22 protein-coding genes are annotated in these 25,093 nt (G+C 73.1%); 10 read left to right on the top strand and 12 right to left on the bottom strand.

Annotation, left to right across the window (positions count from 1 at the left end):
- Positions 1 to 2 precede the first annotated feature (2 nt).
- Together ACFYUV_RS06220 and ACFYUV_RS06215 are read right to left on the bottom strand one after the other, a co-directional pair.
- Positions 3 to 1,256 (bottom strand): ABC transporter substrate-binding protein, encoded by a 1,254-nt coding sequence (locus tag ACFYUV_RS06220; protein ID WP_387665547.1) that lies wholly within the window; start codon positions 1,254 to 1,256, stop codon positions 3 to 5.
- A gap of 10 nt (positions 1,257 to 1,266) precedes the next feature.
- Positions 1,267 to 2,124 carry an alpha/beta hydrolase gene (locus ACFYUV_RS06215; RefSeq protein ID WP_387665545.1) on the bottom strand — a complete coding sequence of 286 codons (858 nt, stop codon included), beginning with the start codon at positions 2,122 to 2,124 and terminating at the stop codon, positions 1,267 to 1,269.
- 66 nt (positions 2,125 to 2,190) lie between these two features.
- Between ACFYUV_RS06215 and ACFYUV_RS06210 the strand changes: the two genes are divergently transcribed.
- Positions 2,191 to 2,877, top strand: coding sequence for a TetR/AcrR family transcriptional regulator (locus ACFYUV_RS06210; protein ID WP_387665543.1), 687 nt, complete (start codon positions 2,191 to 2,193; stop codon positions 2,875 to 2,877).
- Here ACFYUV_RS06210 and ACFYUV_RS06205 read toward each other — a convergent pair.
- The 3 genes from ACFYUV_RS06205 to ACFYUV_RS06195 all read right to left on the bottom strand — a co-directional run bounded on the left by ACFYUV_RS06205 (position 2,847) and on the right by ACFYUV_RS06195 (position 7,403).
- Positions 2,847 to 4,745 carry a hypothetical protein gene (locus ACFYUV_RS06205; protein ID WP_387665541.1) on the bottom strand — a complete coding sequence of 633 codons (1,899 nt, stop codon included), beginning with the start codon at positions 4,743 to 4,745 and terminating at the stop codon, positions 2,847 to 2,849. The genes ACFYUV_RS06210 and ACFYUV_RS06205 overlap by 31 nt on opposite strands.
- On the bottom strand, positions 4,742 to 6,322 hold the full coding sequence (locus ACFYUV_RS06200) for a hypothetical protein (RefSeq protein ID WP_358298186.1): 1,581 nt from the start codon (positions 6,320 to 6,322) through the stop codon (positions 4,742 to 4,744). The genes ACFYUV_RS06205 and ACFYUV_RS06200 overlap by 4 nt, the downstream gene beginning before the upstream one ends.
- 70 nt (positions 6,323 to 6,392) lie before the next feature.
- Positions 6,393 to 7,403, bottom strand: coding sequence for a LacI family DNA-binding transcriptional regulator (locus tag ACFYUV_RS06195; RefSeq protein WP_387665538.1), 1,011 nt, complete (start codon positions 7,401 to 7,403; stop codon positions 6,393 to 6,395).
- 156 nt (positions 7,404 to 7,559) lie between these two features.
- Here ACFYUV_RS06195 and ACFYUV_RS06190 point away from each other — a divergent pair, with 156 nt between their 5' ends.
- From ACFYUV_RS06190 to ACFYUV_RS06170, 5 genes are read left to right on the top strand one after another with little or no spacing between them, the layout of a single operon-like run.
- On the top strand, positions 7,560 to 8,849 hold the full coding sequence (locus tag ACFYUV_RS06190; RefSeq protein ID WP_387665536.1) for an ABC transporter substrate-binding protein: 1,290 nt from the start codon (positions 7,560 to 7,562) through the stop codon (positions 8,847 to 8,849).
- Entirely contained in the window at positions 8,849 to 9,697 is an 849-nt protein-coding gene (locus ACFYUV_RS06185) for a sugar ABC transporter permease (RefSeq protein WP_358298191.1), read from the top strand. Before ACFYUV_RS06190 ends, ACFYUV_RS06185 begins: the two co-directional genes overlap by 1 nt.
- On the top strand, positions 9,694 to 10,512 hold the full coding sequence (locus ACFYUV_RS06180) for a carbohydrate ABC transporter permease (protein WP_352365036.1): 819 nt from the start codon (positions 9,694 to 9,696) through the stop codon (positions 10,510 to 10,512). Before ACFYUV_RS06185 ends, ACFYUV_RS06180 begins: the two co-directional genes overlap by 4 nt.
- Complete coding sequence (locus ACFYUV_RS06175; protein ID WP_387665532.1) at positions 10,509 to 11,498, top strand: serine hydrolase domain-containing protein; 990 nt, start codon at positions 10,509 to 10,511, stop codon at positions 11,496 to 11,498. The genes ACFYUV_RS06180 and ACFYUV_RS06175 overlap by 4 nt, the downstream gene beginning before the upstream one ends.
- A complete protein-coding gene (locus ACFYUV_RS06170) occupies positions 11,495 to 14,116 on the top strand; it encodes a family 78 glycoside hydrolase catalytic domain (RefSeq protein WP_387665529.1) in 2,622 nt (873 codons plus the stop codon). Before ACFYUV_RS06175 ends, ACFYUV_RS06170 begins: the two co-directional genes overlap by 4 nt.
- A gap of 4 nt (positions 14,117 to 14,120) precedes the next feature.
- Here the strand turns inward: ACFYUV_RS06170 and ACFYUV_RS06165 are convergent, their stop codons facing one another.
- From ACFYUV_RS06165 to ACFYUV_RS06150, 4 genes are all read right to left on the bottom strand, one after another.
- Positions 14,121 to 15,455, bottom strand: coding sequence for a Dyp-type peroxidase (locus ACFYUV_RS06165; RefSeq protein ID WP_387665527.1), 1,335 nt, complete (start codon positions 15,453 to 15,455; stop codon positions 14,121 to 14,123).
- 10 nt (positions 15,456 to 15,465) lie between these two features.
- Positions 15,466 to 16,485, bottom strand: coding sequence for a hypothetical protein (locus ACFYUV_RS06160; protein WP_387665524.1), 1,020 nt, complete (start codon positions 16,483 to 16,485; stop codon positions 15,466 to 15,468).
- Between the two features lie 26 nt (positions 16,486 to 16,511).
- Positions 16,512 to 17,045 (bottom strand): hypothetical protein, encoded by a 534-nt coding sequence (locus tag ACFYUV_RS06155; protein ID WP_387665522.1) that lies wholly within the window; start codon positions 17,043 to 17,045, stop codon positions 16,512 to 16,514.
- Positions 17,046 to 17,151: 106 nt separating this feature from the next.
- Positions 17,152 to 18,102, bottom strand: coding sequence for an acyl-CoA desaturase (locus tag ACFYUV_RS06150; RefSeq protein ID WP_387665520.1), 951 nt, complete (start codon positions 18,100 to 18,102; stop codon positions 17,152 to 17,154).
- A gap of 217 nt (positions 18,103 to 18,319) precedes the next feature.
- Here ACFYUV_RS06150 and ACFYUV_RS06145 point away from each other — a divergent pair, with 217 nt between their 5' ends.
- The 4 genes from ACFYUV_RS06145 to ACFYUV_RS06130 are packed head-to-tail and all read left to right on the top strand — an operon-like array spanning position 18,320 to position 23,631.
- Positions 18,320 to 19,612, top strand: coding sequence for a cytochrome P450 (locus tag ACFYUV_RS06145; protein WP_387665518.1), 1,293 nt, complete (start codon positions 18,320 to 18,322; stop codon positions 19,610 to 19,612).
- 2 nt (positions 19,613 to 19,614) lie between these two features.
- The gene (locus ACFYUV_RS06140; RefSeq protein WP_387665516.1) at positions 19,615 to 21,192 is read left to right on the top strand and encodes a peroxidase family protein; all 1,578 of its coding nucleotides are present in this window, start codon (positions 19,615 to 19,617) and stop codon (positions 21,190 to 21,192) included.
- The gene (locus ACFYUV_RS06135; protein WP_387665513.1) at positions 21,189 to 23,333 is read left to right on the top strand and encodes a hypothetical protein; all 2,145 of its coding nucleotides are present in this window, start codon (positions 21,189 to 21,191) and stop codon (positions 23,331 to 23,333) included. The genes ACFYUV_RS06140 and ACFYUV_RS06135 overlap by 4 nt, the downstream gene beginning before the upstream one ends.
- Positions 23,334 to 23,343: 10 nt before the next feature.
- Positions 23,344 to 23,631 (top strand): hypothetical protein, encoded by a 288-nt coding sequence (locus ACFYUV_RS06130; RefSeq protein WP_387665510.1) that lies wholly within the window; start codon positions 23,344 to 23,346, stop codon positions 23,629 to 23,631.
- A 10-nt stretch (positions 23,632 to 23,641) separates the two neighbouring features.
- Here the strand turns inward: ACFYUV_RS06130 and ACFYUV_RS06125 are convergent, their stop codons facing one another.
- The 3 genes from ACFYUV_RS06125 to ACFYUV_RS06115 all read right to left on the bottom strand — a co-directional run bounded on the left by ACFYUV_RS06125 (position 23,642) and on the right by ACFYUV_RS06115 (position 24,976).
- Positions 23,642 to 23,824 (bottom strand): hypothetical protein, encoded by a 183-nt coding sequence (locus ACFYUV_RS06125; RefSeq protein WP_387665508.1) that lies wholly within the window; start codon positions 23,822 to 23,824, stop codon positions 23,642 to 23,644.
- Positions 23,825 to 23,906: 82 nt separating this feature from the next.
- Positions 23,907 to 24,623, bottom strand: a complete 717-nt coding sequence (locus ACFYUV_RS06120; protein ID WP_387665505.1) for a hypothetical protein — start codon at positions 24,621 to 24,623, stop codon at positions 23,907 to 23,909.
- The gene (locus tag ACFYUV_RS06115) at positions 24,620 to 24,976 is read right to left on the bottom strand and encodes a BlaI/MecI/CopY family transcriptional regulator (protein ID WP_387665503.1); all 357 of its coding nucleotides are present in this window, start codon (positions 24,974 to 24,976) and stop codon (positions 24,620 to 24,622) included. The genes ACFYUV_RS06120 and ACFYUV_RS06115 overlap by 4 nt, the downstream gene beginning before the upstream one ends.
- Positions 24,977 to 25,093 lie beyond the last annotated feature (117 nt).

The following is a 25,093-nucleotide window of genomic DNA, read 5'->3' as shown; positions in this document are numbered from 1 at the left end:
GCTCACAGGACCGGTCGCACGGTGGCGTCGAAGGTCGCCGCGGCCTGGGCCGGGGTCGCCTTGCCGTGGGCGACGGAGTCCACGGCGCCGGACGCGGCCTTGGCCAGTTCGAGCGCGCCGGGGATGATCGGGCCGAAGTCGACGTGCGGCAGGCTGCCGGCGACGATCTCCATGATCTCGGACTTGCCGCGCGGCCCGGCCTCGCGCCAGCCCTTGGTCGGGATGATGATGCCGTTGTCGAGGTTGGCGGCCACCGACGGGGCGCCCTGGAGGTAGTTGACCAGGTGCCAGGCGGTGAACTGGTTGGGCGAGTCCTTGGCCACGCCCCAGCCCCACGTGTAGGCGGGGACGACGGACGGCCCGCCGTCCCAGGTGGGCATGGGGGCGACGCCGTACTGCTTGCCGAAGGTGAGCTTGTCCTTGCCCAGCTTCTCCAGCGCGGGGCCGAGGAAGGCGCCGCTGACGACCATGGCCGCCTGGCCGGAGTAGAACAGGCCGAGCGCGCCCAGCGGGTTGGAGAGCTTGGGGTTGCCGATGCCCGACATGTACGTCAGGGCGGCGATGCCCTGCTCGGTGGCCAGCGACGCCTTGCCGCCGCCCGCCGCGACGAGCTCGCCGCCCTTGCCGCGGACGAGGGCGGTCAGCGTCATGAGGGCCCACTGCGGATCGCCGTAGAGCCACTGCAGGCCGACCCGCGCCCGGTCGGCCGAGGTCAGCTTGGCGCTGTACTCGGCGACCTCCTCCCAGGTCGCCGGGGGCTTGTCGGGGTCGAGCCCGGCCTGCTCGAACCGGTCCTTGCGGTAGTAGAGCAGGCAGGGGTTGAAGTCGATGGGCACGCCGTAGGGCACGTCCTGGTAGGTGAGCGGGGCAGTCGTGCCCGGCTCGTAGTTCGCCAGGGGCAGGGCCTTGGTGTCGACGGGGGCGAGCCGCTGCTTCTTGGCGTGGGCGGGGAAGCTCCAGTGGCCGATCTTGAAGACGTCGGGCGGGGCGCCGCCGCTGAAGGCGGTCAGCAGTTTGGCGTCGAGCTGGCCCACGGGCAGGTAGAGCAGCTTGACGTCCACCTTGAACTCGGCGATGTAGCGGTGCACGAGCTCCTGGAACTGCTGGCCGGTGTCCTGCGAGCCGTGCAGCCAGACGGTGACCTCGCCGTGCGGCCCGGCGGCCGCGGCCTGCTGCCGGGGCTGGTCCTTGCCGCATCCGGCGAGCAGGGTGAGCGCGCCGGCGGCGAGGAGCCCACGCCGCGTCAGATCCGCCATGGTGGTTCTCCTAGGTGAGGTTCTTGAGCGCCTGGTTCTGCCAGGCGGTGTTGGTGGGGAGCTCGGGGGCGCCGCCGGCGAACGCCCCGCGGGCCTGGGCGTCGGCCTGGAGCCGGTACCTCAGCCAGGCGGTCACGTAGCCGAGGAAGCCCCCGCCGGTGTTCTGGATGTCGTTGTGTCCCGCGCCCTTGAGCAGCGCCCGGCCCGCTCCGGCGGTGGCCTGGTCGTAGTAGCCCTGCACGGTCGCGGCCGAGGAGATCAGCCAGTCGTCGGCGCCGCTGAGGAAGAGCACCGGGCAGGTCAGGGCGGCCACCGAGAACTCGTCCCCGGGGCTGGCCATCCACTGCGCGGGCACGGCGATCGGCACGACGGTCTTGATCAGCCCGGCGGAGTGGTTGGCCGCGTTGACGACCCCGCCCGCGCCCTGGGAGTGGCCGACGGCGCCGACCTGGGCGGTGTTCAGCTTGCCGTGGAAGACGCTGGCGGGGTCGGCGTCCAGGCCCACGAGGTGCTGGGCGGCGGCGAGGATCTCGGCGCCGGTGCCCGTGGTGGTGTCGGTGGAGGCGACCACCGCGAAGCCCCAGGAGGCCAGGTGGTTGAGCAGCCCCGGATAGTTGTCGGGGGTGGCCCACGAGCCGTTGCCCCACGTGACGATCGGGTGGGTGACGCCGCCCGCGCCGAGGTTCGAGGGGTAGTAGAGCCGGTGGCCGCCCGAGGTGCCGGTGGCGACCGGCCACGGACCCGTCGCCTTGTAGATGGTCTCGATGGTGGAGGCGGCGTCGGCCGCGGTGGTCCACGACAGGAATCCGGCCGACATGAGGCCGAGCGCCCCTGCCCGCAACGCCTGCCGACGAGTGATGTTCTCCATGGTCACCTCGTGGGATATTTGGAGACGTGAACGTCTCCTAAGAGAGGGAAGTACGATCGGTGAGCGATGTCAAGAGATGAACAGAAGGAAGTTCCGGCGGTTCGGCCGCTTCCCCGGGGCCGGCACGGGCTCTCCCCCGACACGGTGCGCGAGTCGCAGCGCGACCGCCTCGTGGAGGCCATGCTCCGGCTGGTCGCCAGGCGCGGCTACGCCGCCACGAGCGTGCCCGACGTGATCGCCGCCGCGCGGGTCTCACGCAACGCCTTCTACGCCCAGTTCGCCGACAAGGAGGCGTGCTTCCTCGCCGGCTGCGAGCGCGACCTGCCCGAGATGATCGACTCGATCCGGGCGGCCGCGTCGGAGGCGGGCGACCGCTGGCGCACGGCGCTGCGGCTGGGCCTGGCCGCCTACCTGCGGTGGTGGCAGGAGCGCCCGGAGTACGCGCAGGCGTACTTCGTGGAGTTGCCGAGGGCGGGCGAGCGGGCCGTCGAGCAGCGTGACACCGCCTACCGGCCCTTCCTGGACATGCTGGCGGCGCTGGCCGCGCGGGCCAGGCTGGAGGACCCCTCGCTGCCGCCGCTGCGCGCCGCGATCCCCCGGCTGATCGTCTACGGCACCACCGAGTTCATCGCCTCGGAGGTGCGCGCGGGCCGCGCCGCCACGCTGACGTCGTCGGCGGGCGACCTCTACCACTACACGGTCGCCCTGCTCGCCGGCCCCGATCACGGCATCGGGACCACCCCTTCCGCCTGAACCCGCCACCCCTCGGGGAAGCAGCCCGAGGCCGCCATGTGGGCGACGGCGGCCAGCAGGCCGCCGTTGCCCGGCAGGTAGAGGGGCAGCAGGCCGGGCCACTGGTGGTTGTGGCCGCTGGGCAGGTACGTGTTCTTCGGGGCGTCCATCAGCAGCGCGTCCACGGCGGTGCCGGGCTCGCCGAGCCGGGCCGCGCACATGGCGAGCATCGGGAAGTCCCAGCCCCAGGCGCTGTCCCAGTCCCAGTCGGCGAGCACGTCGTGCAGGGTGGCCCGCATGGTCTCGGGGTCGATCAGCGGGGTGGGCGGCACGAACCCGAGCGCGCCGGTCATCGAGGGATGGTCGGTCCTGACCGTGTACGGCTCCACGCCGATGGCCGTGTACACGCCGTCGCGCACCAGCGGCCGGGCCAGGCCGTCCAGCACCCGCGCCCACTCCGGGTCGGGATCGAGGCCGAGCAGGCCCCGCCACCGCTGGGCCGTCGCCAGCCCCCACCACCAGTAGGCCAGCTCGAACGCGGGGTCGCGCACCGTCCTCCTGGACTCGTGGTAGGACTCCTGCGCCGGCACCAGCGGCGGCCCCAGGTGCCCGCCGGCCGCGAAGGACGCCATGAACTCGGCCGTCTCGAACACCAGGTCCCGGTACTCCTCCAGCGCCCCCGGACGGATCCGGCGGAGCAGCTCGGCGAAGGAGATCAGGTGCGGCTGCTGCCAGACGATGAAGGCGCCGATCTCGCTCGGGCTCTCCCTGCCCTCCGGCCCCACCTGCTTGGGCCAGCGGGCGCCGCGGAACCCCTGCCGCGCGGCCGTGGCCCTGGCCCGCGGCAGGATCGAGCGGTACCACGGCAGGCTCCGCTCCAGCAGCTCCGGCCGCCCCCACAGGGCGAAGTGGGCGGCGTGCCACCAGTGCATCTCCAGGTGGAACTTGCCGCTCCAGGAGTTGACGGCCAGCCCGGTCTCCTGCGGCGGGGTGGTGCCCGCGCAGTTGACCGCGGTGAGGTACTGCGAGAGCACGACCCGGCGTTCGAGCTCGGGCGCCCGCGGGTCGGCGCTGCCCTCGAAGCTGACCGCGCCGCCGCGCGTCCAGAACCGCTCCCAGTGGGCGGCGGCGGCCGTACGGACCTGGGAGAAGGACGGCAGGCCGGCGCCGACGGGGTGCCGGGCGAACTCGACGACGAGCTCCAGCTCCTCGCCCTCGATCAGGTACACGTGGGGGGCGGGCGAGGTGAACCGCGCCGCCCCCGTCCACTCGGCGGCCACGTGGTAGCCGTCCTGGTCCAGGACGCGGGTGAAGTCGCAGCGCGAGCCGCGCCGCGCGCACGTGGTCGTGTGCCGGTCGGGGCTGTCCCAGTCGGCGGTGGTGTGCCAGCCGTCGCTGGCGTAGGGAAAGGCGATCTTGATGTCCGTGCCGCCGGTGACGCGTACGGCCAGCAGGTCGCGCTCGGGATGACAGACCGTCTCCACCTCGTGCGGCCGGCCGCCCAGCTCGAAGGAGCTGGACAGCGTGCCGGTCCACAGGTCGAGGATCTGCGCCGACCGGCCGAGCGGGGCGTCCTCGCCGGCGTCGAGGCCGATCCGGCCGAGGTGCAGGCGGTGCGGGTTGACGTGCAGCCAGCCGCCCGCCTCGGTGGCCGGATACAGGTCGGGGTAGCCGACGCCGTCGTAGTCGGTGAGCGCGTCCTCCAGCACGTGGCCCTTGGGGTTGGGCATCGTGTGCCAGCCCCACTGCGCCTGCGTGCCGAGCGGCGCGAACGTCTGGAGCCCGGTGGCGTCGGCGGTGAAGGCGAACTCGCCGTTGCCGACGGTGAGCGGGCACCCGGCGTCGGCGACGTTGTGCCGGCGCACGAGTGCCCTTCGGTCTATGCTCACGCACACCCCGGCGTGCCGGAGGCGCGCTGCTGGCGCATGGTCGTCACGTCGCCCGCGACGGCCGACTGGGCCATCGGGCCGAGGTCGAGCACGACGTCGGTGAAGGCGAGCGACGCCTTGCGCATCACCGGCAGGTCGATCGCCTCGGCGCCGAACTGCGGCGAGAACAGCGTCTTGGGCGCGGCGATGGGCGCGATGACGGGCAGCAGGTGCTGGTTGTACGGCGTGCCCTCGCCGCCGAAGCTGCAGTGGTGCGGCACGGTGGCCAGGTCGGCCGCCGACAGGCCCTTGAGGATCGCGGTGCGCCGCACGTCCCAGTACTCGATGTGGCCCTTGACCAGCTCGCGCAGCGGCGTGCTCTCGCTGACGGGGACCCACAGCAGCTCGGTGAGGGTGGGGCTGGCGACGAGCTGCTTGCCCGGCAGGCCGTTCGGCCTGGCGACCGCGTCGTAGCGCTTGGCGCCGAGGTGTTCGAGCACGACGACGGAGGAGACCTTGCCCTGGTCGTACTCGGCGTCGAGCTGGGCGGCGAGCTGACCGGCGCCGCCCTCGCGGACGTCGGGACCGGTCAGGTGCTGGTAGAGGTGGCCGGTGACGAACGCGAACTGCACGGTCCGCGGACGGCACTCCACCGGCAGCGTCGACAGGTAACGGGCCATCTCGATCATGGTGAGCGGGCCGTTGTCCCACACCGGGCTCATGCCGTCGGTGTGGCTCTCCACGACGATCTTCTGGGCGCTGCCGCCGGGCAGCGTGGCGAGCAGGGTGCGGGTCGTCGTCGGCGTCCAGGCGGCGTTCACCGTCAGCGACGCCTGGACCGGCTGTCCGGCGGCCAGCGCGTCCTTGATCTGCTTGCCCTGGTCGGCGCCGACGTACGCGCCGGGCACGCCGTACGGCAGGCCCTCGTAGGGGGCGTACATGTCCTTGATCTGGGCGTGCGGGAGCTGGCTGACCTCGATCACGCCCAGCGCGCCCGCGGCGGCGGCCGCCTTGAGGTCGGCGTCGGCCGCGGCCGGGGCCTCCATCGACTCCGAGCCGAGCAGGTTGATCGTCATGCCCGGGTCGTACATGGAGTAGCCGAGAGTGGGCGGATAGAACAGCAGGTTGGGCACGCTGGTCCAGGGCAGGTCCCGGACGACGATCTTCCCGGCGGCGTTGGCGGCGGTGATGTTCGTCCCCGCGGCCAGGTGCACGAGCGGCGCCGAGACGCCGCCCGCGCCGGTGGAGGAGGAGAACGGCACGGGCGCCGCGACCTGCACGGACGTGCCGCCGACGGTCAGCCCGGTGCCGAGGTTGTCCCAGCGGTCGATGGCGTAGGGCAGGGAGGAGAGCTGGAGGCCGGGGATGGCCGCCATCTCCTCCTCCAGCCAGTCGACGTAGCCGGCGTGCGCGGCCGAGCCGGTCGGCCTGGGCCCGAACGTTCCCTGCCGGGTGGCCAGGGCGCTCAGCCGGGCCTCGGAGGCGAACGCGGCCGGGTCCACCCTGACCGGGCAGACCGTGGCGGACGCCTGGGCCAGGGCCGGTTGCGCGGGCGCGACCAGCGGGAGGAGAAGGGCGAGGAGAGCGAGTCGTCTCACGTGGGGGGTCCTTCCATCGAATCGTTTTAATGCATGGCCCGCGACAGTCCCCCGAGGCGCGGCCGAGTTCTCAGCGGCGGGGCGGTCCGGTGGTCCCGCGGACGATCAGCGTGGGCGACACCGACGACGCCACCGACCGGGTGCGTCCTTCGATGCGCTCGACGAGCAGGCGCGCGGCGGTCGCCCCGATCACCCGTCCGTCCTGGTCGACGCTGGTGAGCGAGATGCGCTTGAGCGAGGCGATGCCGATGTTGTCGTAACCGGCGACGGAGAGGTCCTCCGGCACCGACAGGCCGGCCTCGTCGGCGGCGCGCAGGACGCCGAGCGCCGCGATGTCGGCCCCGGCGAAGATCGCGGTGGGCCGGTCGTCGCGGGCGAGCAGTTCCCGCGCGCCCTCGTAGCCGCCCTCCTCGGTGAAGGAGGTGGCCAGCACGTCGTCGGCGAGCCCGTGGGCGCGCATCGCCTGGCGGTAGCCTTCGGCGCGCACCATGTGCGGCAGTCCCTGGGCGCGGGCCCGCTCCAGGTGGGTGATGTGCGCGATGCGGGTGTGCCCGAGCCCGACCAGGTGGTCGACCACGAGCCGGGCCCCCATCACGTCGTCGTCGACGACCGCGTCGTGGCCCGCGGCGCCGCCGTGCCTGCCCACCACGACGACCGGGACGGCCGCCGCGATGGCGGCGAGTTCGGCGTCCGTCATGACCGGCGAGATCAGGATGAGCCCGTCCATGCTCCGGTCGATCATGGCGTCGGTCATCCTGGCCTGCGTCTTGGGCTCGATGCCGCCGGGCCCGAGCAGCACCTGGTACTCGGTGTCGCCCAGCCGGCCGGTGATGCCCTCGATGATGTCGGGGAAGAACGGGTTGCGGGTGTCGGAGAGCATGACGCCGAGGGTGTAGGTGCGTCCACGCAGGGCGCGGGCCGCGGCGTGCGGGCGGTAGCCCAGCTCGTCGATGGCCTGCCGCACCTTGGCCTGCATCTCCGCGCTCACGCCGTACGCGCCGCGCACCACCTTCGACACGGCGGCCGTGGAGACCCCGGCCCGCCTGGCCACGTCGGCGATCGTCACCCGTCCGCTCGTCACACGCCATCCTTTTGGGTTCTCGTAGAACGAACTACACACTTTGCTGGAAGCAGAGGCTAGCCCGCCACCACTGCTCAGGTCCACCCCTTGACGGAGGTTTCGATCTTGCCGTAGAACGTTCTACACATTCTCCCCCTCATGAACAGGAGCACGAGCGTGAGAGCACCAACTCGTCCGCTCGGCGCGGCGATAGGCGCCGTCCTCGCCCTGTCCCTCTCCGGCTGCGGATCCTCCGCCCCCGAGGGGACCGGTCAGGTGAAGCTGACCCTCTGGCACAACAGCGCGGACCCGGCGCCGCTGCTGGAGATGTACAAGAAGTTCGAGAAGCAGTCCGGCCACAAGATCGAGCTCGTGTCCATCCCGTCCGACGGTTTCGAGGACACCACCCAGACCAAGTGGGCCACCGGCGAGCGCCCGGACGTCCTGGAGTACCACGCGACGGTGAGCGGCCTGCTCGCCCTCAACCCGGCCGAGAACCTGCGCGACCTGACCGGCGAGGCGTACATCGCCCGGTCCGGCGACCTCTACCAGGCCGCCGGGGCCGTGGGCGGCAAGGTCTACGCTGCCATCACCGGCTTCCCCCAGGTCTTCGGCCTCTACTACAACAAGAAGGTCTTCACCAAGGCCGGGCTGACCCCGCCGGCGAACTTCACCGAGCTGGCCGCCGCCTGCCCCAAGCTCAAGGCCGCCGGCGTCACGCCGGTCTTCGAGTCGGGCGGCTCGATCTGGCCCGTGCAGATCCTGCCCATCCTCTACCTGGCCGGCGCCAACCAGGCCAACGCCTACGGCAAGGCCATCGCCGGCCACACCAGCACGCTGGCCGACCCCGGCTCGCCCTTCGTCGCCGGGCTGACCGCCTACGCCAAGCTGAAGGCCGACGGCTGCTTCAACAAGGACATCGTCACCGCCAAGTTCGAGGACTCGATGAAGGCCCTGGTGACCGGCGAGGCCGCCATGGTCGCCCAGCACTCCGACATGCTCCCGGCCCTGCTCGCGGCCGCCGGCGGCGACCAGAAGACCGTGGACGAGTCCGTCGGCTTCGTCGGCCTGTCCAGCGACAAGCCGCTGGTGACCTACGCGCCCGGCCCGATCGGCACGTTCTACCTGCCCAAGACCGGTGATCCGGCGCGGGAGAAGGCCGCGCTCGACTTCGTGCGCTTCATGACCGGCCCGGCCTACGCCGAGTACGTCGCCGCGGCCAAGACCTTCCCGGTGCTCAAGGGCGTGCCCGATCCGCAGGGCGTCTCCTCCGTGCTGCAGGACGTCAAGAAGGCGTACGACACCGGCGCCGTCATCGCCTTCAACTCCGACATCCCCGGCATGGGCGGGCTGGCCCAGCTCATGTCCGAGCTGATCGCCGGCCAGAAGGACCCGCAGAAGGCGGCGACCCAGCTCCAGGGCCAGGTCGAGCAGGCGGCCAAGGCGGCAGGGCTGCCCGGATGGTGATGCGGAACAGGGCGGCCTGGCTGCCGTGGGCGCTGCCCGCGATCGTGCTGGTCACGGTCTTCTTCGTCGCCCCGTTCCTGCTCAACGTGCGGTTCGCGTTCTCCTCCTGGACGAGCTTCCGGGCCGAGATCACCTGGAACGGGCTGGAGAACGTCCGCACGCTGATCGACCAGGACCTGCTGGCCAACGCGGTCACCGTGACCGTGCTGTACGCGATCCTGTGCATGGCGATCCAGAACACCGTCAGCCTCACCCTGGCCCTGGCCCTCCAGCGGACCAGCGGCATCAACACCGTCTTCCGCTCGGCGTTCTTCCTGCCGACGCTCATCTCGCCGCTGGCCGCCGGGTACATCTGGCGCGGGCTGCTGGCCCCCGACGGGGCGATCAACTCCTTCCTCGGCATCGAGTGGGCGTGGCTGGGCGAACCGTCCACCGCGCTGGTGGTGGTCGCCTTCATCGACGCGTGGAAGTGGAGCGGGCTGATCACCCTGGTCTACATCGCGGGCCTCAACTCCATCCCGAAGTCGCTGCTGGAGTCGGCGACCGTGGACGGCGCCGGCCCGTGGACCCGGCTGCGGCGGGTGGTGTTCCCGATGCTCGCCCCCGCGCTGACCTTCAACGTGGCCGTCACGCTGGTGGGCGCGCTCAGCGCGTACGACGTGATCGCCGCCACCACCGGCGGCGGCCCCGGCGACCACACGCGGGCCCTGAACGTGGTGATGCGCCAGCAATGGGGCCAGGGCTTCTTCGGCTCGGCCAGCGCGCTGGGCTTCACCGTGACGCTGCTGGTGATCGCGACGGCCGTGCCCCTGGTGTGGTGGCTGCGGCGCAGGGAGGTGACGGGATGAGAGCGGCGCTGAAGTACGCGGCGCTGACGATCTTCGCGGTCCCGTGGGTGCTCGTGCCCGTCTGGCTGGTGGTCGTCAACTCCTTCAAGCCCGCGGGCGAGGCCGCCGAGCTGGGCCTCGGCCTGCCCAGGACGTGGGCGATCGCCGAGAACTACGGCATCGTGCTCGACCGGGGCGGCTACCTGACCGGGCTGCTCAACAGCCTCAAGGTGACCGTCCCGATCGTGATCGCGGTGGTGCTGCTCGGCGCGGCGGCGGCGTGGGCGTTCGGGCGCAGCCGGTCGCGGTGGCTGCAGGCCGCCTACTTCGTGATGGGGTTGTCGATCCTGCTGCCGCCGTCCATCATCCCGACCGTCTACCTGCTGCGCGCCCTGTCGCTGGACGGCGGCTCGCTCGGCTACGTGCTGACGATGACCGGCTGCCGCCTGGGCGTGGTGATCTTCCTGGCCACCGGGTTCGTCCGGGCGTTCCCGCCGGACCTGGAGCAGGCCGCGGCCATCGACGGCGCCTCGCGTCCGCAGGTGTTCGTGCGCATCCTGCTGCCCCTGCTGCGGCCGGTGCTGTTCGTCGGCGGCGTGATCCTGATCATCAACGTCTGGAACGACTTCTTCTTCGCCCTCTTCCTGCTCCAGGGCAGCGCGAACGCCACGCTGCCGCTGAGCCTGTTCCAGTTCGCCTCCGGCACTCTGCAGAGCCTGAACTGGAACCTCGTCTTCGCCCACGTCCTGCTCACCACGCTGCCCCTGGTGGCGGTGTACGCCGTCGCGCAGAAGCGCGTCCTGGCCGGCCTCACGGAAGGTGCACTGAAGGGATGACCACGCACGACATCGCGCTCGACTGGGTCAGGCGCGAGATCAAGGAGGGGCGGCTGCCGTGCGCGGTGTTCGGCGCCGCGACCTCCGACGGGATCCAGGTGCTGGAGGCGTTCGGCACCCACGACGGCCGCGGGACCAGGACCGACGACCACTTCGCGCTGTTCTCGGTGACCAAGCCGCTGATGGGCCTGCTGGCCCTGCGCCAGGTCGAGCGCGGGCTGCTGTCGCTGCGCCGCCCGCTGCGGGACGTGCTGCCGAACTTCGCCCGGCCCGACGTGACGCTCTGGCACCTGCTGACCCACACCGGCGGCATCGCCGAGCAGACGCTGACGCCCGACGACCTGGTGGAGCACCTCCTCACCGCGCCGTCGCTGTTCGAGGCGGGCACCCTCAGCCACTACTCCAACCTGGCCTTCGCCGGGATCGCGGAGATGGTCCGCGACGTCACCGGCCGCGACGTGGCCGAGCTGGTCGACTCCGACCTGAACGCGCTGGTGCCGGGCGGCGGGCGGATCACCTTCGACCCGGCGTGCGAGGCGGCCGAGGTGCACGGCCTCGAACTGCTCGGGCCCGGCTTCGACTTCGACGCGTTCGTCCGGCTCCGCCATCCGGCGGGCGCGCTGTTCTCCCGCGCCGAGGACCTGCTGGCGCTGGGCGGGGCGCTGCTGCGCGGCGACCGCGCGCTGATCCATCCGACCACCCTGGCCGCCATGACGACCCCGCAGACGACGGGCCTGGTCAAGCTGCAGCCCGACCCGGTCAACGCCGGGCAGGACTGGGGGCTCACCTGGAACCTGCGCCACTCGGCCCCCGGGCTGCTGGAACGGCGGCTGTACGGGCACGGCGGCGCCTCGGGCTGCCAGTGGTGGATGTACCCGGAGCAGGACGCGTGCTTCGTGCTGCTGATCAACGTGATGGCGCCGAGCCTGTCCGGCGTCGACGTCGACGGCCTGCACAACGCCTTCACCACCGGGCTCGATGCGTGAACCGGGACTCGGGGGTGCTCGACGTGCAGGTCTCGGGCGCGCAGACGCCCTACATCCGGCCGGCTCCGCCCGGTGCGCGGGCGGGCCTGACGTGCGGTCTGGCGGATCCGGTGGGCGTGGACGAGCCGTCGCCCCGCCTGTCGTGGGACGCCCGGACGGCCGCGGCGGCCACCGTGGTGCTGTCCGCGGACGGGCGCGAGGTGTGGCGGTCCTCCGTGCCCGCCGGATCGCACGGCGTGGACGTGCCGGACGAGCTGCTGACGCCGCTGACGCCGTACGCGTGGGAGGTGGAGGGGCTGGCGGCGGGGGCGTTCACCACGGGCCTGCGGGCGCGCGGCGCATGGGACGCCCCCTGGCTGCCGGGCGATCCCGAGGCCGGGGTGAGCCTGCGCGGGACGTTCGCCTGGCGACCCGCCCCGGGCCGCGCCTGGCTGGCCGCCACCGCGCTCGGCGTCTACCGGGCGCTGCTCAACGGCGCGCGGCTGGGCGAGGAGGAGCTGGCCCCCGGCTGGACCGACTACGGCCACCGCACGCGCTACCGGCTGCTGGAGCTCACGGACCTGCTGGTGCCCGGCGAGAACGAGCTGGAGCTGTGGCTGGCTCCCGGCTGGTACGCCGGTCACGTCGCCGGCGGCGGCCCGCGCCGCTACGGTGACCGGCCCGCCGTCAGCGCCCAGGTGCTCGTACGGGACGACGACGGCCCGCGCCGCGTGTTCGCCACGGACGCCGCCTGGACCCGGCGGGACCTCGGCCGCCCGCGCGCCGACCTGGTGATGGGCGAGACCGTCCAGGCGCCCGCCGTGGGGACCGGCCCGGCCGGGACGACCGCCGCGCCGGAGATCCTGGTGGAGGCCGACCCCGCTCCCCCGGTCCGGGTGATCGGCACGGTGCCCGCCGTGTCGGTGACCGAGCCCGCGCCGGGCGTGCAGGTGGCCGACTTCGGGCGGAACGTCGTCGGTCGCGTCCGGCTGCGCGTGGACGCGCCGGGGCCCGTGCGGATCGTCGTCCGGCACGGGGAGGAGCTGACCGCGACCGGGCGGCTCTACACCGACAACCTGCGCACCGCCGACCAGCGTGACGAGTTCGTCCTCGACGCCGGATCACACGTCGTGGAGCCCGCCTTCACCCTGCACGGGTTCCGCTACGCGGAGGTCACCGGCTGGCCGGGCGCGCTGAGGCCGGACGACCTGGAGGCGGTGCTGCTGTCGTCCGCGCTCGCCGTCACCGGCTCGCTGACCGTGAGCGATCCCGCCGTGCGGCAGCTCGTCGCCAACATCGGCGCGTCGGCGGACGGCAACCTGGTCAGCGTGCCGACCGACTGCCCCCAGCGCGACGAGCGGACCGGCTGGACGGCCGACATCTCGGTGTTCGGCTCGACGCTCAGCTTCCTGCGGCACACGCAGGCGTTCCTGTCCGGCTGGGTGACGACGCTGATCGACGGGCAGCGGGCCGACGGCGCCGTCCCGCACGTCGCGCCGGTGCTGCCCGAGTACGGTTACGACTCCCCCGTCTGGTCCGACGCGCTGGTCGAGGTGCCGTGGCTGCTGTGGCGGCGCTACGGCGACGACCGCACGTTGCGCCGCGCGTACGACCCGATGCGGCGGTGGGCCGCCTACTGCCTGGCGCAGTCCGACGACGGCCTCAGGCCGGGCCGGGCGCTGGGCGACTGGCTGGCCCCCGGCACGGTGGAGACGCCCAGAAGCCTCATCGCCACCGCCGCGCTGGCCCGCAGCCTCCGCCTGATCGCGCACGCGGCCGCCGTGCTCGGCGAGCCGCACGCCCCCGAGTACGACGAGGCCGCCGCCCGCGTGTCGGACGCCTTCCGCCGGGCCTTCCTCGACGGCCCGAGGCTGCGCACGCAGACGCAGACCGGTTACGCCGTCGCCCTGGCCTGGGATCTCGTCCGGCCGGAGGACCGCGCCGCGGCGGCGCGGGCGCTGGCCGAGCTGGTCCGCGCCGACGGGCACCGGCTCATGACGGGCTTCGTCGGCACCCCCCTGCTGCTGCCCGTGTTGTCGGAGACCGGCCACCACGACCTGGCATGCCGGATCTTCAACCAGGAGGGTTACCCGTCGTGGCGCTACCAGCTCCGCGCCGGGGCGACGACCATGTGGGAACGCTGGGACGCCTGGCACCACCGGTACGGCCTGCAGACGCCGTCCATGAACTCCTTCAACCACTACGCCTACGGCTGCGTGGGCGACTGGCTGTTCCGGCACGTCGCCGGCCTGGGCGACGACCCGCGCGGGACGGGCGGCGGGTTCGGCGAGCTGCTGCTGCGTCCGGGGCCCGTCCCGCTGCTGCGGCAGGCGCACGCCCGCTACGCGAGCGCGTCGGGGGCCGTCGAGTCGGGCTGGCGGGCCGGGCCCGACGGGGTGCAGTTCACCTTCGCCGTCCCGGAGGGCGTGACCGCCCGCGCGGTGCTGCCCGTACGCGGCGCCTGGGACGGGATGACCGTCAACGGCACCTTCCTCATGGGCCTGAACGAGCAGCTTCCGACCACCAGGCTGGCCGACGGCGGCTGCGCCCTCGACCTGCCGCCGGGCCGCTGGTCGTTCACGGCCCCCGCCGCCGCCACGTCCCACCTGCTCCAGGAGTGGGACGACCTGGGCCGGTGAACGTTCAGCCGGCGAGGTCGCCGAGCCAGCGCAGGGCGGTCAGGCTCGGCATGAAGCCGTACTCGCCGCCGCGGGTGACGACGAACCGGGGCAGGGACTCCAGGCGCCGCCGTACGGGACGCCGGGGGACGGTGAAGTCGCCGGAGCCGTCGGCGGAGCCGGTCAGGGGATCCCTGGCCGGGCCCCCGCCGAAGAAGACGCCGTCGTTCAGCCATTCGGTCTGGACGAACTCGAACTGCCGCCCGAGATGGGCTCCGACGAAGGCGAACATCAGCCCCCGGTCGGCGCCGTCGTCGTCCAGGACGCCGTCGGGCAGCGGCGGCCCGTAGACCGTGCCGCGCCTGATCATGCGGTGCAGCCTCGGGACGCCGGCCACCGCCGCGTCCCTGGGGTTGGCCCGGCGGATGTGGCAGCCGCCGGGAGTGGTGAAGCCGGCGGGGTCGTCCTGCCGGTACAGGAAGGCGCTGCGGCGGGCGGCGTCGGCGCCGAGGGCGGGGTCGTCGTGCAGCGGGCTGAGCGCCAGCGGCGCGCCGCTGCGCCAGCGACCCATGATCTTCGCGGCCAGCAACTCCTCGTCCTGCGGATCGGTGGCGTTGTCCCTGAGGTAGCGACGGAACAGCGCGACCCGCTGGTGCAGCTTGCGGATGGCCACGTAGGTGCCGTTGCGCCCCAGCTCGTCGGGCTGGGGTGCCTGGACGCCACCCAGCTCGTCGGGCCGGCCGAGCACGAACTCGCCTGCCTTGAGCGGCGTCTCCAGGGGGTTGGACCCGGCGATGCCGCTGCCCTCGACGGCGGGATGGCTGACGCCGTCGCGGTAGCCGAAGGGCTCGGTCTCGGTGGGCAGGGCGTGGCAGTTCTGCCGCCAGACGGCCGTCACGCCCGGCAGTGCGTCGTAGGCGGGGCGGGCGCGTTCGATCGCGGCCTGCAGGCGCGCGTTGTCGGGCGCGAGCGCCGCCAGCACCACGTGCACGTCCGGGGTGCCGAGCGGACGCTCCCAGCGGTCGGGTCCGCTGTCCCCGGTGTCCCCCAGGGCGGCGGCGCGGGCGGCCATGCCCTGCCGGAACTCCCACGCGAACGTGTCCAGCGAGGCCTGCGGCACGCCGAGGGCCTTCAGCCCCTGGTAGGTGAGCGCGACGCTGACCCACGTCTCCCCCAGCGGGCTCACCGGGTCGGCCGCGGAGGTCACCACGGCGCTCACTCGCCGCATCAGCTCCCGGCCCTGGGCGCGGTCGTCGATGCGGAACAGCAGGTACGTCGCCGCGTACGGGGTCGGCCGCGCGCTGAGCACCCCGCGTTGGATGTCGTCCAGGTCGAGCGTGGCCGGAGTGTGTTCGTTCACCGGATGCCGCTCACGTGGCTCTGACGAGGTTGTTCCAGAAGGCGCGCAGGCTCTCGTCCACGCCGAACAGCGAGCTGAAGATCGTGGAGTCGGCGAGGATCACGTCCCCGGCCCGGTCGCCGCGCGGGGGCAGCCACAGGAACATGTTGAACTCGGTGTTCCCGGCCTCGACGAACGGGTGCGTCGGCCGGGTCAGGTCGATCGGCTGCCGGCCCAGCACCCGGACGGCGTCCGGGTCGTCGGTGGTCACGGCGTAGTGGGGCAGGTGCATGTGGAAGTTGAAGTGGGACACCCCTTCGAGCCACCCCTTGGCGTCCAGGTCCCTGGCGATGGTCAGCGGGGCGTTCTGCCCGGTTCCCATCACGGCGGGACGCAGCCCGTACCGGTTCTCCACCGGCACCCCCAGGCCCGCCATCAGCGACCGGGTGTACCCGCCGAACCGCTGCTGGCGGGGCACGAGCGCGTCGCCGTGGTGGTGGTACTCGACGTCGCGGACCGCCAGGTCGCCGGTCGCGCCGACGTCATGGTGCGGCCCGAGGGCCAGGCAGGTCCCTTCGCGGGTGAGGAAGTCGCGCACCGCCTCGATCTCGGCGGCCGTGGCCTCCTGTGCCGTGATCATGTGGTCCAGCCCCCACACGAACAGGGTGTCGGTGTCGGCCAGCACCCGCTCGTCCAGCGGGGTGTGGAACCCGGCCTGGTCGACGCGCTGGTACACCGGCACCGGGTACCCGGTGACCTCGTGGACGAACCGCTGGAAGGGCAGCCAGCCCCAGAAGAACAGTTCCAGGCCGCCCGCGATGCCCTGCTGGAAGCGCATGGGGTCGGACCACTGCGGGTCCTCGTAGGCCGGCCACTGCACGCGGCGCACCTCGGTCATCGTGGAGAACCGGTTGTCCAGCCCGGTGACGTCCCGGCCGGCCTCGGCCGGATAGCTCCACGCGACGTAGATGCTCACCCGCCGCCGGCCGGGGGCGTACGGGCGCGGCACGTGGTCCTGGTTGTAGGTGCGCGCCGTCTTCGGCTCACTCATCTGATCTCCCGCGCCGTCCTGGGCCGTCACTGCAACTGGTCGAGCATGTCCGACAGAGCGCTCTTGATCCGCAGCGCCTTCTTGATCTCGTCGGCGGTGACGTACGGGTACTCGCCGTACTCGATGAAGCTGGGGCAGTGATGCTCGCGGACGAACCGGACGAACGCCTCGGGGTTGGTCTTCCAGTCCTCGGGGAAACCTTCGAGGTTCTCGAAGACCGTGTTCACCCCCGCCCTGGTGAACAGCGCGATGGCGTCTTCGGTGTACTTGTCGAAGTCGGTGTCGAAGATCCCCTGGTACATGAAGCGGGTGTCGTCGTCGAACAGCACCCAGCGCAGATAGTGCAGTTTCAGGGGAGCCAGCAGGCCGGGGTCGTCCCGCAGCGCCTCGGCGAGCGTGTCGCCGTAGCCCCGGATGGCGTCGGCCCGGCCGGGCTTGACCCGGGCGATGACGGTGAATCCGTAACAGGCGGGGCCGCGCGGGAAGACGGGGCCGTACTTGCCCTGCTCCAGGTGATCGGTCTCCTTCGGGATGACGACCGCCTGCGGCGTGATCTCCATGACCGTCCTCTCCGACGTGGTGCTCGTGGGAGGAAGGCTGAAGCGACCTGACTGGCTCCATCGTCCCATACGGAGGTGGCGCGTCGCGGTATCCCGGCCGCCCGTGTCAGCCCGAGGAGCCGGGGACGCGCTCGGCGCGGCGGGAGGTGAGGCGATCGGGGGCCGGCCAGCGCACGGCGTGGGCCCAGCCCGCCCGCTCGAACCAGCGGATCAGCCGCGCGCTCGGGTCGAGCTGGCCCTTGAGCACGCCGTGCCGGGCGCAGGTGGGGTCGACGTGGTGCCAGTTGTGCCAGCCCTCGCCGAGCGTCAGCATCGCCACCCACCACACGTTGGACGACCGGTCCCTGGTGCGGAACGGGCGGTCGCCGAAGGTGTGGGCGATCGAGTTCACCGACCAGGTGACGTGGTGCACGACGGCGTAGCGGACCAGGCCGCCCCACAGGAGCCCGCTCCACGCGCCCGCCCAGGACATCGACCAGAGCCCGCCGGCCGCGGCCGGAAGCGCGAACGACAGCAGCACGACCGCCGGGTAGGCGGCGTCGAAACGGCGCACGTCCGCATCGGCCAGCAGGTCGGGCACCCAGTGGCGGCGGCTGGAGCGCCGGCGGGCCGTGTAGAACCAGCCGACGTGGGCGTGCAGCATGCCGCGCAGCAGGGCCGGGCCGCTGTCGCCGTAGCGCCACGGCGAGTGCGGGTCGCCCTCGCGGTCGGCGTACTTGTGGTGGCGGCGGTGCTCGGCGGCCCACAGGGTGAGGGGGCCCTCGACGGCCATGCCGCCGGCCAGCATGAGCGCGATCCGCAGCGCCCGGTTGGCCCTGAAGGCGCGGTGGGTGAACAGGCGGTGGTAGCCGATGGCGATGCCGAAGATGCTCACCAGGTACATCACGACCGCGATGGCCAGGTCGCGCGGGCCGATGCCCCAGCCCCAGGCCGCCGGCACCGCGAGGGCCAGCAGCAGCACGGGCAGGACGACCAGGACGACCAGATAGGCGGTGCGGCGGCCGGTGGTGACCGTCACCGTCTCCGCCGTGCCCGGCTGCGGCAGGGGTGACGTCACGTTTCCTCCCATGAGCGGTACGGGTCGATCAGGCTCCTTATTCAATGACCAGGCCCATGGACTGCGGCAATGTCCTGACAGTGACGGAGTAATTACCGTGAGGCACCAAAACAATGCACTCGATTGTCATGAAGAAAGGGTGTGACGCCTCCCTAGATTGTGATTGCGCAAAGTGATCATCCCTGTGCGCTCCGATATCAGGCGGAAGGTCCACGGAATGGGTGCTGTCGATCAGGCGACCACGGGCGGCTATCTGGAGAGGTACGACCAGGCGCTGGCTGAAGACCCGATATCGGCGTTCGGCCTGGTCCGGGAGTGGATGCGGACCGACTGGCGGAGCCTGTTCGCCGAGCTGCGCGAGCGGCGTCCGGTCTTCGTCACGCCCGCCTTCACGGTCGTCACCCGCTTCGCCGACGTGATCGAGGTGCTCGCCCACGAGCAGGTCTTCTCCGTACGCGCCTTCGGTCCCCGCCTCGACGCCGCGCTGGGCGCCCCGTTCATGCTGGGCCGGGACGCCACGCCGATGAACTGGCGGGAGAAGGGCCTGATGCAGCTCATGCTCGCCCCGGAGGACGCGGCCGGCGTGCGCGAGCTGACCGGCCGCCTGGCCGACGAGCTGCTCGACGCCGCCGAGCCGGGCGGGCGGCTGGAGGCGGTCGAAGGGCTGTTCCGCCCGGTCGCCCTCGGCGTGTGCGCGCGGTATTTCGGCGTTCCCGGCCCCGCCCCGCGGACCCTGGGCCACTGGACGCGGGCCATCGTCGCCGACGGCTTCGCCAACTTCCTCGGCGACCCCGAGCTCCAGGCGGCGTCCGTCAAGGCGGGCGCCGAGCTGGTCGGGTACCTGCGTGACCTGCTCGCCGAGCACCGGGCCACGCTGCGCGCCGGCCGGGACCTGCCCGACGACGTCTTCGCCCGCCTGGTCCGGGCGTCCCTGCCCGCCGTCCCCGACGACCGCATCGTGATCAACATGGCCGGGCTGCCGCTGGGCTTCGTGGAGAGCGCGCCGGGGGCCATGGCCGAGGCGGTCGAGCAGCTCCTGCTGCGCCCGCGGGTGCTGGCCGAGGCCACGGCCGTCGCGGGCGATCCCGAGAGGTTCGACCCGTACGTCTGGGAGGCGCTGCGGTTCAGCCCGTTCTTCAAGCTGCTTCCCCGGCTGTGCGAGCGCGACCACGTGCTGGCCGCCGGCACGCCGCGCAGCACGGTGATCCCGGCGGGCACGTTCGTGCTCGCGGCGCCGGCCTCCGCCATGTTCGACGCGGCCGTGGTGCCGGATCCCGGCGAGTTCCGCCTCGACCGTCCCCGTCACCATCGGCTGTTCTTCGGCTCGGGTCATCACGCCTGCCTGGGCGTGCACGTGGCCGAAGTGGTGATCGCCGAGACCGTGCGCCGGCTGCTGCTGCGTCCGGGCGTGCGGCTGCTGCCGCCGCCGCAGGGCCGGGTGGAGCGGTCACTCGGGATCTTCCCCGACGCCTTCGCGCTCGGGCTCGGCGCCGGCGTCCGGGAAGGCTGACGATGGCGAGCCGAGCACGCAGCATCGCCACGGACGGCCTGTCCAACCGGCTCAGGTTCCTGGCCCTGACCCACGGCCGGCCCCTCTGGGACCTGCTGCAGAGCAGCCGTCCGGTGCGGCGCCGGATCAACGCCTCGCTGATCGACCACGCGATCCGCGAGATGCCGCCGCGCCCCGAGCCGCTGAGCACCATGGCCGACTACACCTCGTGGGCCTCCCTGACCGACCGCACCTACAGCGGCAGGCACCTGCCTCCGGTCGCCGTCGCCGAAGATCGGCTGCCCACGCCGGAGCGAGCCGCCGACCTGTTCGCCCGCGGCGAGTCCATGATCCCGTGCCCGCGTTCCACGGTGCTCTTCGCGTACTTCGCCCAGTGGTTCACCGACGGCTTCCTGCGCGGCGACGTCAACGTCCCGCGCGACCCGCGCAAGAACAGCTCCAACCATCACATCGACCTCAACCAGGTGTACGGCCTCGACGAGGCCGCGACGGCCGCGCTGCGCGCCTTCGACGGCGGGCTGCTCAAGAGCCAGTCGCTCGGCGGCGGCGAGTTCCCGCCCTACCTGTGCGCGAACGGCAAGATCAAGCCGGAGTTCGCCCCGCTGCGCGTCATCCGCTTCGACCAGCTCTCCGACGCCCGGCGCGACACGCTGTTCGCCACCGGCAGCGACCGGGGCAACGGCCAGATCGGCTTCACCATGCTGACGGTGCTGTTCCTGCGCGAGCACAACAGGGTGGCGCGGCTGCTGGCCCGGGAGAATCCGCGCTGGGACGACGAACGGCTGTTCCAGACCGCCCGTAACGTCCTCATCGTGCTGCTGATCAAACTGGTCGTCGAGGAGTACATCAACCACATCACCCCCTACCACTTCCGGTTCGCCCTCGACCCGTGGCTGTCCACGCGGCTCGACCGCGCGGCCTGGCACCGGCAGAACTGGGCCTCCGTGGAGTTCAACCTCGTCTACCGCTGGCACAGCCTGGTCCCGTCCCGCCTGTCGGTGGCCGGGCGGGAGCTGCCGATGGCCGAGACCTTCTTCGCCGGCTCGCTGCTCCCCGAACCCGGGCTCGGGCGGCTGTTCGAGGACGCCTCCCGCCAGCGCGCCGGGCGTATCGGCCTGTTCAACACCGACCCGGTGCTGCGCGAGATCGACGTGGCCAGCCTCGCCGACTCGCGGGTGCTGGGCCTGGCCCCGTACAACGGCTACCGCGAGCACTGCCGCTTCCCCCGGGTGCGCGCCTTCGAGCAGATCACCGGCGACCGGCGGGTCAGCGGCGCGCTGCGCGACCTCTACCGCGACGTCGACGACGTCGACCTGTACGTCGGGCTGTTCGCCGAGGAGCCCGGCTCCCCCGACGCGATCCTGCCGCCACTGCTGACCAAGATCATCGCCATCGACGCCTTCTCCCAGGCGCTCACCAACCCGCTGCTGGCGCCGCGGATCTTCAACGCCGCCACGTTCTCCCCCCAGGGCCTGCGGGTCATCGCGGCCACGCGCACGCTGTCGGACGTGCTGCGCCGCAACACGCCCGAGGACCCGGCCCCCCGCTTCGTCAGCATGTCCCGGCGGGCCCGGCCGTGACCGGCGACGACGATCCGGCCGCCGGGACCCTGCGCGCCCTGGCCCGGGAGCTGGTGGACGTCGCGGTCGCCATCCACGGCGCGGCGTCGCACGCCACGGCCGCGCTGACCGACGACGCGCTGCTGCGCGCCGTGCCGCGCGCCCCCTCGGCGGCCCGGCCCGCCTATCGGGCGCTGCTGCGGGCCACGACGAACGGCCGGGGCCTCGGCTACTCGTTCGCCGGGGGCCGGCTGGCGACCGCGGCCGCCAAGGCCGGCGCCCTGCTGGGGGCCGAGAGCCTGGCCGTACGGGTGCTGGCCACGTCGTTGCGGTTGCGCGTGGCGGCGGTGGCGGTCGCCCATCCCGAGCTGACCGAGGACCCCATGCTCGCCCGGCTCATCGAGGCGGCCGCCGCCGACCGCGACGTGGAGGCCGTCCGGGCCCTGCGCGCCCTGCTCAAGGACCGTGGCGCGGTGCGCGCGCTGAGCCAGCTCGCGCCGGTCTTCGGCGAGGTCCTGGCACTGCGCGCGCTGCTGGACGAGAACCCGCTCAACGACGCCGCCGCCTGGCTCATCGCGACGGGGAGGGGCTTCGCCACCGCCGATCCGCTCCTCGGGCTGAGCAACAGGGCGATCGCCGTCCTCGACGTCGGGGAGGGCGCCGCGCGCCGGGTCGAGCTGAGCGCGGCCGAGTCCGCCCGGCTGTGCGCGCGCGGCTCGCTGCTCGGCTTCCTGTCCAACATCAGCACGATCGGCACCACCGGGCGGGCCCTCCTCCAGAGCGTCGAGGGGCCGGACGGCGTGATCCGGCACGTCCTGCACGCGCCGGGCATGCGCCTCGGGCGTCCCGACGGCGAGTCGCCCCAGGACCTGCTCGGCGCGTTCAGCAGCGCCGTGCTGGCCGCCAGCCCCTACAGCCGCGCCCTGGCACAGGCCGTCGCCGACTACGGGCCGCCGCCGGGCGCCGAACTGGCGCTCGTCGGGCACAGCGCGGGCGGGGCGGCGATCATGAACCTGGCCCAGGACCCCGCCTTCTGCGCCCGGCACACGGTCACGCACGCCGTCGCCGTCGGCTCGCCCGTCGACTTCAAACGCCCCGCCGACCCGCGCACCTGGGTGGCCAGCGTCACCAACCAGCACGACATCATCCCCACCCTCGACGGGCAGGGCGCCGGCACCTGCTTCGACCTGCACCCCGACTGGTACGTGGTGGACTACAGCGATTCCACCCACATGTTCCCGCAGTGCCACAGCATCGAGCGCTACCTCGCCAACCTCACCGACGACCTGCCCGAGGCCCGCGACGTCATCGAGCAGCGGCTCGCCCCGTACCGGGGGCGGGTCGTGCGCTCGCAGGCGTACCTGCTGTTCGATCGTCCGCCCGCGCCGGAGCGGTCGCCCATCCCTGCCGTGTCGATCGACAGGCCCGAAGGGGTCGTCGAGCTGCCGATCATTTGCCGCGACGGCGAGGCGCTCACGGCCTGCTTCGCCGTCAGCCCGGCGGCGGTGGCGGGGCTGCTGGAGGGCACGGGGCTCGGTCCCGTCGTACGGGTGGCGGGGCGGGCGCTGGTCGTCGTGCACGCCGCCCGGAACCGGCGCACCGGCGTGGGCGACTACGCGGAGCTGCAGGTCGGCGTCGTCGTGCCGGGGCCGTTCCGGTCGCCGGAGCCCGGCCCGCCGTGGCGGGGCCTCGCTCTTCCCGACCTGCTGCGGGCCGCGGACGTGCGCCGCTCCGGCGCCTTCCTCGTCGGCTCCGCGGTCGACAGCGCGGTCGTCCAGGCCCTGGGCGCGCGGCTGTGGGGCGGCGAGACGTACCTGACGGCTGTGGAGCTGCGGCTCAGCGCGCGGTCCGCGCATCTCGCCGCCGACCGGATCCTCACCCTGCGCGGGCGGCTCGGTCCCGGCCTGCCGCTGAACGATCCCGGCCTGGTCGGCTACGCCCGGGAGGCCGGCGCGGTGCTGCGGTCCCACGTACGCGCCCGCGGGCGGGCCCGGCTGCACGCGGCGCCGTCGTTGCGGCTGGCCGTCGAGCCGGGGTCGGCCCACCCGCTGGCCGGTCGGCTGCGCGAGCTGGGCCTCGACGGAGCCCGCCCGCTGCTGTGCCTGTCGGCCACCACCCGCCGGACGCTCCGGGACGCCGCCGTCCCGGTGCCGACGGGCTGACGGAGGAGCCATGCCCACCCGGATCGCCGCGATCGTCGCGCACGCCGAAGTCCTTCGCGCGGACGCCCGCGCCCTCGCCGCCTGCGCCGAGCGGCTGCGCGCCGTCGAGGCGGGTCTGAAGGCGGGCGACGGGACGCCCGCCTGGTTGCGCTCGGCGGTGACCGCCCATCTGGCGGCGTGCGTGACCGCCGCCGCCGATCTGGAGGCGTCCGCCCGCCACCTGCTCCGCTACGCGGCCGAGGCGGGCGCCGAGCACACCGGGCACACGCGGCCCGGTCGCGACGAGCCCGGCCGGTAGCGGCGCGGGGTCAGCCGTCGGCCCGGGGCTCCGGCTGCTGTCCGGGGTCGGGCGTGGCCGCCGCCCGCTCGCGCGCGGCCCGGGCTTCGGCGGCCTTGGCCCGCCCTTCGGCGCGCACCAGGTGGACGACGCCGACGATGAAGGCTCCGCCGACCACGACGGGAGGCGCGAGAGCGGCCACGATCTCGTACACAGGGACACCTCTTTCCGGGCGGGCTGCCCAGGATACGCAGAACCTCCAAGCCTTGGCGGTGCCGATGTCAGGACCAGGGCCGCTAGAGGGCGAAGCAGACCAGCGGCGCGATCAGCACCGCAAGCGGCCCGCTCAGCTGCAGGACGGCCGCCGAGTAGGCCGCCGCCGACACCCAGCGGGGCCGGCCGCGCCCGTCGAGCAGGCGCTCCAGCCGTTCCACCACACCGGCGTCGGCCAGGGCGAACGTGGCCGCCCCCGGCGCCGCGCCACCGGCCGCCATGCGTACCAGGGCCCGCGCCAGAGGCAGCTCTCCGTGCACGCGGCGGGCGTGGTCGTCGGCGATCGTCTCCAGCAGCACGGCCACCGGCAGCACGTAGGCGTCGTAGGCCGGATGGTGGTCGGCCACCACGTCGACCAGCAGGCGCTGCCGCCGCCGCTCGCGAAGGGTCTTGGCCGTGGCCCGCGCCGTGTGCACGGCCAGCCAGTTCAGCAGGCCCGCCGACCAGGCCAGGGCCAGCAGGTGCAGCGGGCCGAGGCCGTCCAGCCCGTGGCCGCTGAGGATCTGCCGCAGCAGCGTGTGCATGCCGTGCGGGAACACCGCCGCCAGTGGCGCGACCGCGGCCACCAGCCCGAGGCCGACCGCGCCCAGGCCCGCGCCCAGCCCGATGGCCTGCCAGAGCGCCAGCGCCGCCCGCGGGCAACGATATGACCAGGCCGCCCCGGCCAGCGCGCGGGCGACGCGGCCGCCCAGCGTCACCGGCGGCAGCGCCACCCCGGCGGCGACGAACCAGGCGATCACCGCGCCGGTCCGTCCTGCTCCTCCAGCGCCTCGCGCAGCGCCGCGGCCACCTCGGGGGGCACCGTGCCGACGAACCGCTGCACGGCCGCCACCACGTCGCCGGCCTCCGCCAGCGCCGCGCGCATGGCTTCGGCGACGAAGGCGTCCTTGCCCGCGGTGGCCTTGTAGAGGTGGGCCCGGCCGACGCGCTCGCGGGCGACCATGCCCTTGTTCGCCAGGCGCATCAGCACGGTCAGCACCGTCGTGACGGCGGGCTGGGAGGGCAGGCCGGCCGCGAGGTCGTGGGCGAACATGCCCTGAGGATGCCGCCACAGGGCTTCCATGATCGACCGTTCGAGATTGCCGAGTTGCATCCGCGCCTCCTGCCGGGTTCTACCCGAGGTAGAAGGCTACCGCCCGGACGTGCTCAGGGGCCCGTGCGGACGGGCTCGGCGGGATGCGGGCCCGCCGATGAGTTTCGCGTCCGCGGC

The organism is Nonomuraea sp. NPDC003560 (genome assembly GCF_042878785.1).
In the GTDB taxonomy this organism is placed as follows: Bacteria; Actinomycetota; Actinomycetes; order Streptosporangiales; family Streptosporangiaceae; genus Nonomuraea.
The sequence above is the reverse complement of the archived record's forward strand: the minus strand, read 5'-3'. Positions and strand labels throughout refer to the sequence as shown.